The organism is Halodesulfovibrio sp., from assembly GCF_025210605.1.
GTDB lineage: Bacteria > Desulfobacterota > Desulfovibrionia > Desulfovibrionales > Desulfovibrionaceae > Halodesulfovibrio.
This window is the reverse complement of sequence record NZ_JAOARI010000024.1, coordinates 119,599-131,712: the sequence shown is the minus strand read 5'-3', so window position 1 is coordinate 131,712 and position 12,114 is coordinate 119,599. Positions and strand designations below refer to the sequence as shown.

Here is a 12,114-nt window from a genome sequence, read left to right as displayed (position 1 = left end):
CACATTACAATCGTATTAATGTTGCTTCCAAATGGTTTAGCCAAATATCCACAAATGCAGGATACTCAGCCAAGCCCAATACCATCGGAGTACAGCGGATACCCGCTGCTTCGATTTGTGATTTCCATGAATCGTCGTCACTGCCAGCCATATCATTACGTGCATGGCGTCCCACCACAGATAAAAACGGCATCAACCAGACGCGTTTTAGCTCTCTACGCTTCAACTCTGGTAAGATATGTTCCAACGTATGATTTCCGTCCATAGTTCCCAGAAAAATATTCGGATCTATTTGTTGCAGCTTCTGATACACAGCATCGTAACAAGAATCCCCCTCGTGAGAAGAACCATGCCCCATAAACACAACACCCTCTTCCGGCTTACGGCTTGGCGGCAAATGTTGCATAATGGCGGATACAACTTGTGTTATATCCTCTTCGGAATCCAACAGCGGCGCACCTACACACACGTTTTGTAACCGCCCAGACTCAACAAGCGCATTGGCATGTGCGCATAAATCTTCATATTCCACACCCGGAATAATATGCAATGATTGCACTGCAATATGCGTATAATTTTCAAAAGCCATCTTCTCCAGTGCCTTCACAACAGAGTCTCGTTTGACTCGTTGAGCAGCAAGGCGGTCGCGAATAAGCTCTGAAGTAAAAGCAAGGCGGACATTTACTCCCTCAAAACGCATGCGCACCCGCTCATCAAGCAGGCGTAGAGTTTGATGCGCCTGCAAATTATTAGCGCCAAATGCCACAAGTAAAATACCTTTTTTCATATACACACGCCGAATTAAGTCTGGTGGTGAATGGAAACAACGAAAATAGGATACACGTTGCCAGAAGCTGAAAGTAACAAATCAAAATAAATAAACTTGAACAAAAGAAAATATCTAATCTACGCGCAATTAGCAAGATTATCCGTAATTGCTCCTAGTTGGTACTCATAGGAAACAACACGCATAGCAACCAATTGTAAAAAACAATTGAGTCGCAACCACCACCTTGAAGCATCATCATAAGAATACCACACTATCTACCTTGAAATTTTATATTTTTATACATTCATCTTCTAATTTGACCTTGATTGTATCTCTCGTTACAACAGCACAAATTTTATTCTTCCTTTAAGAGGTTTCTTTTATGAACTTACTCGTTACGGGCGGTTGCGGCTTCATCGGCTCAAACTACATCCACTATATCTTTAATACTTTCAATGACATCAATGTCATCAACATAGATAAGCTCACCTACGCGGGAAACCTTTTAAATTTACAGTCTATTGAAAAAGAATTCGGCGGCAGTCGCTACTTCTTCGAGCATGCAGACATCGCAGACGCAGACGCAATTCACACTATCTTTGAAAAATACGACATTGATGCTGTTATCAACTTTGCAGCTGAATCTCATGTAGACCGCTCCATCAATGACCCTTCTCCGTTTATTACGACTAATGTCATGGGAACACAGGTACTGCTGACAGCGGCACGCAAAGCAGGCATTGAGCGCTTTGTTCACGTTTCCACAGATGAAGTCTACGGCGATCTCTCCCTTGACGATCCAGCTTTCACCGAAGAAACACCGCTTCATCCTAGTAGCCCATATTCTGCTTCCAAAGCATCAGCGGACATGCTTGCCTATGCATTTTACCGTACGTACGGATACAATGTTTCCATTACACGCTGCTCCAACAACTACGGTCCGTATCAATTTCCAGAAAAGCTTATTCCATTAATGTTCAGCCTTGCATCTGCTGACAAGCCACTACCTGTATACGGTACGGGCATGAACATCCGCGACTGGATTCATGTTTCTGACCATTGCAAAGGCGTGCACCTCACCCTTATGAAGGGAAAGGCTGGCAAGGCATATAATTTTGGTGGCAATGCTGAACGCACAAATCTTGATGTTATCCGCACTATTTTAGGTGACCTTGGGAAATCTGAAGACCTGATTACTTTTGTCAAAGATCGCCCGGGGCATGACAAGCGATACGCCATGAACTACTCGCTTGCCCAAAAAGAGCTTGGATACGAGCCTGAATATTCCTTTGAACGCGGTATTGCTGAAACTTTGGATTGGTACCGCAACAATACTAACTGGTTGCAAGATGTTCAGTCAGGCGCGTACCGCGAATTTATGAAAAAATGGTATGGCGATACATAACGTTCTAGACTTACGACAATTACAAGCACGCCACTGGAAAACGAACTATCAATATTCCAGTGGCGTACTTATTCCGATAGGTGACACCTAGTCCTTCTATTAGGTGTTCTCGCAATATGTTGAGTAGGCAACTTTTTTCTTTTTACGATTCCTTCTTGACGCACCACATGCGAGTATTTACTCACTCTGTAGCCATAAAACACGTGTTGGATACTTCGATAATTTTTTTTGAGGCGTGCATGTCATCTGCCATTACAACCAGTTTTCCAGCAACAATTTTTTGATTTTGAGACATGCCCTCTTTTGTCATTTCAATTTCTTCTCACCCACCTTTTTGATTCAGTTGAAAGGATACTGCTGTGAACCTTGTTAATTCATGCAAAACACTCGTAAAAGACGCTGTTTCCGCCAGCCTTGATTTGTATAAGGTTATGATTCCAGTCATTATTATTGTTAAGCTGCTTCAGGAGCTTGATCTCATACAATACCTCGCGGTACCGCTCAAACCGATTATGAGTATTGCAGGACTTCCTGCTGAAATGGGGCTTGTGTGGGCAACTTCTATTATTGTTAACTTGTACAGCGGACTCATTGTCTACATATCAATGGTGCCAACAATGGATCCATTGAGCGTTGCACAAATTACAACACTGGCAACAATGATGCTCATCGCACACTCCCTTCCTGTAGAATGCAAAGTTGCCCAAAAATGCGGTGTGTCCATGATCGGTCAATTTACAGTTCGCATGCTCTCTGCATTTTTAATCGGCTTTACAATGCATTTTGTTTTCTCAAAAACCGGTTTATTGGCTGAACCGAGCAAAATCCTTTGGGAACCACAAATGCCGGACGCTGGCATTATTCCATGGGCACTCAACGAAGCAAACAACCTGCTCTACCTTTTCTTCATTATTCTCACACTGTTTGCTGTAATGCGTTTGCTCACATATTATGGCATAACAGAAAAACTTAACAACGTGCTCAAACCTGTTCTGGAAGCAATAGGTATTGGTAAAAACGCTGCCACGCTCACTGTTCTTGGACTTTCGCTCGGCATTACGTATGGTGGCGGGCTGATTATTCACGAAGTAAAATCCGGTGCGTTATCCAAAAGAGATGTCTTTGCATCGCTCACACTCATGGGGCTTGCACACGCTCTTATCGAAGATACATTATTAATGATGCTTCTTGGCGCACATATGGGTGGAACATTTTGGACACGCCTACTTTTTGCGCTTCTTTTTGTCGGAATAATGATGCGTTTTTACTCTAATGAGCCAGCAAATGCTGCCGCTGAAGTGGATTAACAAGGATTATTGATGGGAAAAAAAATATGGATCAACGCTGGAGAAACTTCCGGCGACTTGCATGGTGGAAAGCTTATGGAAGCCATTGCTGCCATTGCGCCTGACACCGAGTTTTGTGGAATGGGCGGGCAGGAAATGCGCGCCAAAGGTCTGGATGCTGTGCTACGTGTTGAAGACCTTTCCGTCATGGGATTTACAGAAGTCTTTGGCAAGTTGTTCGATATTTTAAAAATGCTTCGCAAAATCAAGCACGAGCTAGCTCAACGCAAGCCGGATGCTGTTATCCTTATCGATGCGCCCGAGTTCAACTTTCGTGTTGCTAAATACGCATACAATCTTGGCATCCCTGTCTACTATTACATTTCGCCAAAGCTTTGGGCATGGCGCACAGGTAGAGCCAAATTTATTGCCAAACACGTTAAGAGATTATTTTCTATTCTTCCATTCGAAGTTGAATTCTACCGGCAGTTCAACATGGAGATTGACTACATAGGCAACCCGCTTGTGGATGTGATTGACTGGGCATCAATCGACCACATCACCCCTGAAAAGAACAAAATCGGTATCTTACCCGGTAGCCGCAAAAAAGAGATAGAGGCATTAATGCCCCAATTCTCCCAAGCGGCATCGATTATGGTTCAAGAAAATCCCGAGCTAGAATTTCATTGCATTCAAGCTCCGGGGATTTCACAAGAACGATTGCGTGAGTTATGGACCTCACCTGTTCCATTACAAATTCATTCACCAGAAAACCGTTACTCATTCATGCGGAGCTGTCTCATGCTCATCGCGGCATCAGGCACAGTTACACTGGAATCCGCACTGGTCGGCACTCCAACGCTCATCACGTATCAGCTTTCGAAATTAACGTTTTTCCTGGGTACTAAAATCATAAAAGTTCCATATGTTGGACTTCCAAACTTGATTATGAACCGCGAAGTTTTTCCAGAATTATTGCAGGAAGACGCAAATGGCGATGTTGTGGCACAACGCGCTCTGGCTTGGATTAACACTACCGGTAAACTCGACGCTATTCGCAAAGATTTGGAAGTGCTCCGTTCTAAAGTAGGAAAACCCGGAGCAGCTAACAGGGCAGCAAAACTCATTATTGAAGATTTATCAAAATAGTTTGCGGCGTCTTCTCGACAACTCGAAATACTGTATTATAGTAAGAAAAGAGCCTGATATAATCAGTGAGCATAGAAATACAATACTTTGTGCTTGCAGATGCACATGAAAAGGCGTAAACACTTCGCCTGCGTGACGAAATTTAGTTTACAAAAAACACATCGTCACGCACACTAAACTATCTGTTTTCAGTGTTAACTCACGTAAAGCAGATACTCCCAAATCATGGGGGCGCACTGGTTTCGACGGGGATAGAAGAAACCGGAGTTGCAGGTCGAGGCGCCGCTGGCCTCGTAAAAAGCGGCACTAAAGTAATTGCAAACGATTACGAATACGCAATGGCAGCTTAATTGACTGTCACGTTCTCTTTGTTGACGTCAGATAGACTTAGAGAATGACAAAACCCTATCCGACTAGTTTCAGTAGGCGTTTGCTGCAACTGAGGCGAAACTTATACAGCGAACTGGCTTTACGTCGCCTGTTCTGGGGCAAAGCGTACGGTAAGATAAATTAATCCAGAACTAAACCTGTAGAAGCTTCGAGTGGACCATTCTCGGACGCGAGTTCGATTCTCGCCGCCTCCACCAAGCTAAAGAAAGCCTTAATCATCCTTGGTGGTTAGGGCTTTTTGCGTATCTATAAGTAGCCCCAAAATGTATTTTTAGTACATTTCTAGTACATTTTGGGAGCACCTCAAGTGGCTAATTATCTCTTTCAAACAGCCTCAGCACACTACTTCAGAAGAACTATTCCACTAGACCTACGTCCTGTTTTTGGCATCAGAGAGATGCGCTACTCACTTGGCACTATCCGTAAACGAGATGCTAAACGTGTAGCTAAGAGACTTGCCGCCGCAACGTCTTTACTCTTTGAGCAGACTCGGCTCTCTCAAAGCAGCGTCGATAAAAATCAGATAAAAAATTCTCTGAAGTCATATATAGACCAACTGCTAGCGAAACTTCCCCCCGCCGCCTCGCTCATTGCACCTGTAGCGGATTCTAATGCCTTCTTTCCTACACCTACAACCATTGTACAACGTCCTAAAGCTAAGCCTAAGAAACCCAAAGGCATCTTGCTGAAAGACGTAGTACATAAGTTCTGTGCCGAAAACGAGCGTGAGAACTGGACAGAGAAATCAGCTCAGGAAGCTAGAGCAAACCTGCAACTCTTCCTCGACTTCGCAGGAGAAAAAGTAGCCTGTAGTGAGATTAACCATGACCTTGTTAACAGCTACAAGGAAGCCTTACTTAAGCTACCTGCAAACCGTGGAAAGGTCGTGAAGTACCGTGGCAAAAGTATTAAGCAACTATTGAATATGAACTGCACTCCGATGTCTCTAACCACTGCTAACAAACATCTAGGCAAGCTCTCAGGCTTGCTCTCCTACGCTCAAAGACACGGTTACGTGAAAGAAAACTATGCCGCTAACAAAGCGTTTAAAAAGAAACAGAAGGCTAGTGAAGAACGTGGCTCATACACGACTGAGGAGCTAAAGAAGCTCTTACACTCTGAACAGTATAGAGAGGGAACACACGCTAAACCATTCCAGTTCTGGTCACCTCTCATAGCCCTCTTCACAGGCATGAGAGTGAATGAAATAGCGCAACTGCATTTAGATGACATCTACCAAGAGGACGGTATCTGGCTCATAAGCAACAACCTAAACACGCCTGACAAAAAGCTGAAGAACGACACCGCAGCTCGTAGAGTTCCGCTACATCCGTTCCTCACAGAGAAGCTACGCCTTCCACAGTACGTAGAGAAACTACGCTCTGAAGGACATGACCGCCTATTCCCTGAAATTACACCTCATAGGGACGGCTACGGACAACGTATTTCTCGCTGGTTTAACGGAGATGGTAAGGCAAGTAGAAACATTGGCTACCGCCGCAAGTGCGGTATTGACAGTGGTATAGGCACAGATAAAAAAGACTTCCACAGCTTCAGACATACCGTGATTGACCACTTGAAACAGAAGCTTGGGCAAGGTGTAGAGGAAGTGTGCCTGCACTATGTGATGGGGCATGACCTGCCGAACAGCCAGACGTACAAACGTTACGGCAATGAGTTCAAAGTGAGCACGTTGTACAAGACAGTTACACAGTTCATTACTTTTGATGAAGAACTCGATTTAACTAGCCTAAGATTTGACATATGAGCCATACGCAAGCAGAACCGAATCCCTAGCTTTAATTGACTCGTTTCTTCAAAAGGCAAACTCAGGTTGTACCCATCCGGCGTAGGCGTAGACTGCATCTTCGTCAGCCAACAACTTCGAATTTCTACCCTTTCCATAATGACGCAATTTTGCGTCATTCTCTAAGACTCGTCTCATTTCATCACGCCAGTTCTGAGGACGCTTTGAATCTGGGAGCTTAAAACTTTTCCAGATATCTTTAAGATTAAAAAAGCCCTCATCGTCTGATTCGATAAGAGCCGTAATACCATTGAAGGTGAGTTCAACTTGTCTTTTCATTGTTAGCTCCAAATTCTACAAATAAAGAAGAGTGCTAAGGCTGTGGTAAAGGATATTAAGAAGGCTACTAAGGCTTCCTTTAACTTGAGCATTCTGCCCTCCAGTCTGGAAGTAGTTCTGGATACCCATTATCCCTAAGCCACCTATAGAACCTGTTCCCACCCGTCTTGTATCCGGTAGTCTGCTGAATAAGCTTCGCCAATTCTCGTACAAGAATGGTATCTTCGGATACTTCAAGAGCTTCTGCGAATTCTACTTTAGGCTGAACGGCTTCAAGCTGTGACTCCGTTGCGAGTCGTTGGGCTTCTGCTTCAAGTCTCCTTTGGCGTTCTATCTTCAGGTTCGTAGCAAGCTTGATGAGAGTGTCGGGGTCGTCCAGAACTTCATCGAGTTTCTGAGGAGTGAGGTAGCCACCGTGCTTACGGATGGACGGGAGTACTTCGCCTACTACCCATTCTTCGAAGCGTTCTGCTTGAGGTAGGCGGGAGCGCATAATGAGACGATAGAGGTCTCGTTCAGGGATTATCTTCATTGTTTGCATACCCTTGGCTGTAGGGGTGCGTGTTTCGCTCACCCCTTTACAGAACCTTCGGATTGCATCATGAGGATTGCTATACCCAAGTACTAACGCCACATCCTTCGCCACGAACCAAGGTTCACCCTCCTTAGTGAGGGTTCTAATTTCTCCAAAGTATTCGTGTTCAAAGCTCTTCATAATCTCGTTCATAAATTCTCCATTAAAAAAGAGAGACCCACGTTAATGAGCCTCCCTTAGAAGTCGTCGTTATCTGTTTCCCTCTCGAAGTGTTGGAGGGCTTCCTCATCCACAGGTAGTAATCTACCCGTATCAGGGTTGTATTGAATGGTGTCAGCGAGTCCCGTTCGTCCAGTAGGTCGAGACTTCAATGTTCTGATTACTGCTTGGTTTGGGTTCTCTCCCTGCTGGTCACGTTCAAGAGCCACAACAACATCTGACAACTGCTCGATAGAAGCAGAGCCTCGTAGGTCGGTAAGGGATACTTGACCACCTTCGTTGTATTTCTTGTCGGAACGCTTGAGGTGTGTAATGGCAATGATGGTCTTCCCTGTCTCTTCTACAAGGGAGCGTAGACGAGTCATAAGAACGTCGAGCATCCTACGTTCGCCTTCGCCAATGGTATCGAGATCGGATACTACGATGCTGATATGGTCGAGGATAAGGAAGTCTACACCAAGACCTACAAGCATGTAGCGTAGCTTTGCCATGAGGTTATCAATGTCAGTCGAACCCCAATGGTCAAAGAGCCATACCTTCCCGTTACCGAGAGAAGTCTTCCATGCTTTCTTGTACTGGTCTTGAGAGATGCCGTTACGTGTAAGACCTACACGCTTGTTTAATTGGATTCCGATGTAGCGGTCAGCAGAGTCTCTCACCGATTCTTCGAGAGCCATAATGCCGAGCTTTACACCGTGCCTCATAAGGAGGTCGTAGCCAATCTCATTGACTACTGTGGATTTACCGATGCCAGAACCTGCTGTGAACATCCAGAGTTCACCCAAACAAAAAGCTCCCAAGGAAATTCCCTGAGAGCCTTTTACGGACAGCTTCTTAAATAGTCCGGTAATGACATAGAGTATACCTATTATATAGCCATACCCTCCCCCTCCTCCATATCTATCTCCCATATCCACCTACTATCACCACTATCAATCATACTTCCAATGTCGAGGGTAGTAGGAATGCGAAGCGTGCCACTCTTAAGCTCATTGCGAATAGCCTTCGTCTTCTTATCAATCTTCGAATCTACCTGAGTTGTTTGTTTCAATTCTCGTTCAAACTCTTCAAGCATAACCTGCTTTGCAAACTCTTCAGCATATGCTGGAACTATGAAACTATCATGTACAGGTAGAGCTACCGTGGGGCGTAGTCCATTGAGCCTCATCATTACACGTTCCGCTATGTCTGAATCAATACGCTGTAGCTCGACCCCGATGCCTGAGTTGAAATACTCTGCAATTGGAGCATGAGTTTTTTTGATAGCGTCATGAAGTTTACGAACCATTTGGGAGTCTTCGAACTCTTCGAAGGTGTCTTTAAGCTTGTTGCGTATTGCTTTAAGTGTCGCTTGGCGAGAGTTAGCATTGAGCATAATAAGCATTGCAAGCTTGATAGCAGGACGTAGTCTTTTGCCATAACCACTTATTCCATACGGGGCAGTAGGAGTAGATAACCCTTTCCAAGCATATAGGATGCTAGGATGTAGAGTGGAGTAATCAATCTCTCTAGTCTCATGTCCATTAATGGTGATATGCTTTCGGTACTCTTTAGGGACTTCAAGCCACCACGCATGGTAGAACCTACCTCCGTGATTGAAGGTACAGTTGTTAAAAATGCGCTTAAGGCGAATTCTATCAAAAGCAACTTTAGCTCTGCATGAAATAAAGCCTTTCTTCTTCTCTTCCTTTTCTTCCATCCCTTTAATCATCTCTTCGAATGTATCGTCACTGATGTTTAAGGAGATGTTTTGCTTTTCGATGTAGTTGTTGATTTCTATCAGATTGTTACGCATAGCTTGCGTTTCGCTAGTTTCTTCATAGTCGACATAGAGTGGCTGCTTGGTCTTAAAGTTCTTGAGAAGTAGAAGCTCACTTTCTGGATGTTCATGAAATAGGTCGTAGGTTATTCCGTAGGACTTCCATAATGCTAAGAGCTTAGAGGTAGCCTTTCCCCGTGAGCAGTATTTTTGAAACCCTACCTCTGTGCCAATTTCTTGTCTTAAGTAGCCAAGTTCCACAAGGTCTGTAGTGAGTTGTGCCATGTTGCGTGAGACATTTGCAGGATTGTATCGTTGAGCATCTCTGTAGCCTCTAGGCGACCTTGAATAGGCAACCCACATGTTATCATACGTATAAGCTTTAACTAGGTTGCCAATCAGGACAATGAGGTTGTTCTCGTAGCTATCCTTTTTAAATCGCTTGCGAGCTTTCACTGTTCGAACTTGTTCTAGCAAGACTTCTGTTAGCTGTCGCACCTCGTCGGATTCACTCCATAAGGTTTTCATCAAAGGAAACGAGCGGTGCAGGTCTTTGGCTTTAGCTACACGCTTTGCGTATTCCTCGCTTGTCTCAACCTGAGCTACACACATGAAAACGGCTCCTCCATCTGCGTTTTAAGTGTTGCCTGCTTGCGAAGACTTTCTCCATAGCTTGAAGCAATGTTCATGAAAATAGGTTTAAGGTAGATAAAGAAAGCGTAGCCGAGGTCACGTTTCTTTGGAGGGGTAGCCCAGCAAGCTCGCTTAGACTTGGGAACCATTGCGATGGCTCTTTGTGCTAACTGAATGTATAGAGCCTCCCATCCTCCCATAAAGTTACGTGCTACAGGGTTAACAGCGTGAAACGTGTAGACCGCAGCAAGCTCTGTAAACAAGCTTCGCCCGTCTACTCCTTCTGCTGAGTGGTTGGCTAATAATGGAAAGGCTCCTCTTTCAAGCCAAGTGTCTACCATCTTGACAGACTGCTGTAGTCCTTCGTGCTGCTCGTAGTTCTGCTTTATGAGGTTTAGTGTGTAATCCCTTTCTTTTGTGTACTCAGAGCATTCTAAAGCGCGTCCTGAGGTGTGCCCCCATCGGTACATAAGTCCTTTACATCTGTCGCAGTACTTAGAGAATCCAGAACGCTCAGCCCCACAGTTGATACAGCCACGCATTGCATTTCGAAAAAGACGCCCTTCCATGGTTGCGGTGTCAGTGTTTGTTGATGACATAGTGTGTCCATAGCTATAGTTATTCACCCCGACCCCCAGCAGACAAAAGCAGGGACATAAATCAGGGCAGAGAATCTAACGGCTGTAACACGACTAAAAGATTCATTGCAAACTCATGAAAGCATTTCCACTAGGTCTAGAATCTAGCGTGTGTATAGGCACAAAAATACTCTCCCACCAAGATTGATGAGAGAGTATGTATTGCTAATCCAGTAAGTTCTGCTTAGGTTTATGTAGATGGTCTACCTCGATACTTCGTACTCACGGACGAGTGATGCGGTGCATTTCCCGTAACTTTTCCGGAACTAAAATTTAGTAAAAAAATGTCTCACCCTCAAATAGCTAGGGGAAATAGGTGGTTACATGTATCTTGGCTTAGTTCTGCCTGATGTCAAACATTGTTGCGACCTTATTAAAAGGATAGAGTGTTTTCCTTTGTGCTAACTGCCGTTTAAATCTGCACGGTTGAGACTTGTGTAGATGGTTTGCCTTGAAACCCCATATTCACGGGCTAGCGAGGCTATTGATTCTCCAGAAGCCTTTCGTGACATAATATCCATGACTTGTTTATCTGTCAGAGCCTTAGGTTTTGGCTTCTTATATTTTCCTGCACGTTTTGCTAACTCGATACCTTCTCGCTGACGTTCTTTAATCAGCTCTCGCTCAAACTGAGCTACCGCGCCAATAATCTGTAGCTGAAGATTTTGCATATGGTCGTTCTTGCCAGTGAACTTTAATCCTTCTTTATGGAACTCTACGGTCACGCCCTTGTCTAGCAGCGAATTGAGGAGAGAGAGTAAGTCTTGAAGGTTTCGTGCAAGACGGTCAATGCTGTGGACATGTAGCGTATCCCCTTTTCTGAGATACTCAAGGCATTCTTTAAGCTTTGGTCGCTTTGTATCCTTCGCGCTAACCTTCTCCTCAAATGTAGCGTCAAACTCAAGCCCATCTAGCTGGCGTTCTGTATTCTGTGAAATAGAGCTAACTCGAATGTATGCAATGTGGTGACTCATGACTACCTCCAAAGTGTCAAGGCAACATCTATGACCTTTGACAAAAAATGTCAAACTGGCATTTTGACAACGTGAGTTGGACACGTATAGATATGAAAAGTGTCAACCATGAAGTGTCAAGGCAGGGTGTAGGTTGCCCTGACAGCTTTCACTAGCCAACCGAACCCAAATGTCCCTTCCCGTCTAATTTCCCTCTACCCTCCTTATTACAAAAAAAGATTCAGCATATGCTCACGCTGACCTCAAGACACAATTAGATTTACCCTGCCAA

General features: G+C 44.5%; 11 protein-coding genes and 1 other RNA gene. 5 read left to right on the top strand and 7 right to left on the bottom strand.

All coding sequences use genetic code 11. The features are described from left to right. Window positions 1-4 precede the first annotated feature (4 nt). On the bottom strand, window positions 5-787 hold the full coding sequence (locus N4A56_RS09695) for a sirohydrochlorin cobaltochelatase (protein WP_295546872.1): 783 nt from the start codon (window positions 785-787) through the stop codon (window positions 5-7). Between the two features lie 364 nt (window positions 788-1,151). On the opposite strand from N4A56_RS09695, the gene rfbB reads away from it, so the two are divergent. The 5 genes from rfbB to N4A56_RS09670 all read left to right on the top strand — a co-directional run bounded on the left by rfbB (window position 1,152) and on the right by N4A56_RS09670 (window position 6,767). Further along, the gene (gene rfbB, locus N4A56_RS09690) at window positions 1,152-2,174 is read left to right on the top strand and encodes a dTDP-glucose 4,6-dehydratase (RefSeq protein WP_295546869.1); all 1,023 of its coding nucleotides are present in this window, start codon (window positions 1,152-1,154) and stop codon (window positions 2,172-2,174) included. Window positions 2,175-2,533: 359 nt separating this feature from the next. After that, entirely contained in the window at window positions 2,534-3,481 is a 948-nt protein-coding gene (locus N4A56_RS09685; protein ID WP_293668821.1) for a hypothetical protein, read from the top strand. Window positions 3,482-3,493: 12 nt separating this feature from the next. Next, on the top strand, window positions 3,494-4,609 hold the full coding sequence (gene lpxB / locus N4A56_RS09680) for a lipid-A-disaccharide synthase (protein WP_295546866.1): 1,116 nt from the start codon (window positions 3,494-3,496) through the stop codon (window positions 4,607-4,609). Window positions 4,610-4,836: 227 nt separating this feature from the next. After that, window positions 4,837-5,196, top strand: a transfer-messenger RNA (tmRNA) gene (gene ssrA / locus N4A56_RS09675). 110 nt (window positions 5,197-5,306) lie between these two features. After that, window positions 5,307-6,767: a site-specific integrase gene (locus N4A56_RS09670; RefSeq protein WP_295546864.1), complete on the top strand. Its 1,461-nt coding sequence runs from the start codon at window positions 5,307-5,309 to the stop codon at window positions 6,765-6,767. Window positions 6,768-6,815: 48 nt separating this feature from the next. Here N4A56_RS09670 and N4A56_RS09665 read toward each other — a convergent pair whose 3' ends face one another. The 6 genes from N4A56_RS09665 to N4A56_RS09640 form a co-directional block, all read right to left on the bottom strand. Further along, complete coding sequence (locus N4A56_RS09665; protein WP_295546861.1) at window positions 6,816-7,085, bottom strand: KilA-N domain-containing protein; 270 nt, start codon at window positions 7,083-7,085, stop codon at window positions 6,816-6,818. A 79-nt stretch (window positions 7,086-7,164) separates the two neighbouring features. Continuing rightward, on the bottom strand, window positions 7,165-7,812 hold the full coding sequence (locus N4A56_RS09660) for a phage antirepressor (protein ID WP_295546859.1): 648 nt from the start codon (window positions 7,810-7,812) through the stop codon (window positions 7,165-7,167). 44 nt (window positions 7,813-7,856) lie between these two features. Beyond that, window positions 7,857-8,624: a DnaB-like helicase C-terminal domain-containing protein gene (locus N4A56_RS09655; protein ID WP_295546857.1), complete on the bottom strand. Its 768-nt coding sequence runs from the start codon at window positions 8,622-8,624 to the stop codon at window positions 7,857-7,859. An 83-nt stretch (window positions 8,625-8,707) separates the two neighbouring features. Continuing rightward, on the bottom strand, window positions 8,708-10,210 hold the full coding sequence (locus N4A56_RS09650; RefSeq protein WP_295546855.1) for a hypothetical protein: 1,503 nt from the start codon (window positions 10,208-10,210) through the stop codon (window positions 8,708-8,710). After that, window positions 10,201-10,830, bottom strand: coding sequence for a hypothetical protein (locus tag N4A56_RS09645; RefSeq protein WP_293669394.1), 630 nt, complete (start codon window positions 10,828-10,830; stop codon window positions 10,201-10,203). Before N4A56_RS09645 ends, N4A56_RS09650 begins: the two co-directional genes overlap by 10 nt. 440 nt (window positions 10,831-11,270) lie before the next feature. After that, window positions 11,271-11,843 carry a recombinase family protein gene (locus tag N4A56_RS09640; RefSeq protein WP_295546852.1) on the bottom strand — a complete coding sequence of 191 codons (573 nt, stop codon included), beginning with the start codon at window positions 11,841-11,843 and terminating at the stop codon, window positions 11,271-11,273. Window positions 11,844-12,114: the final 271 nt, after the last annotated feature.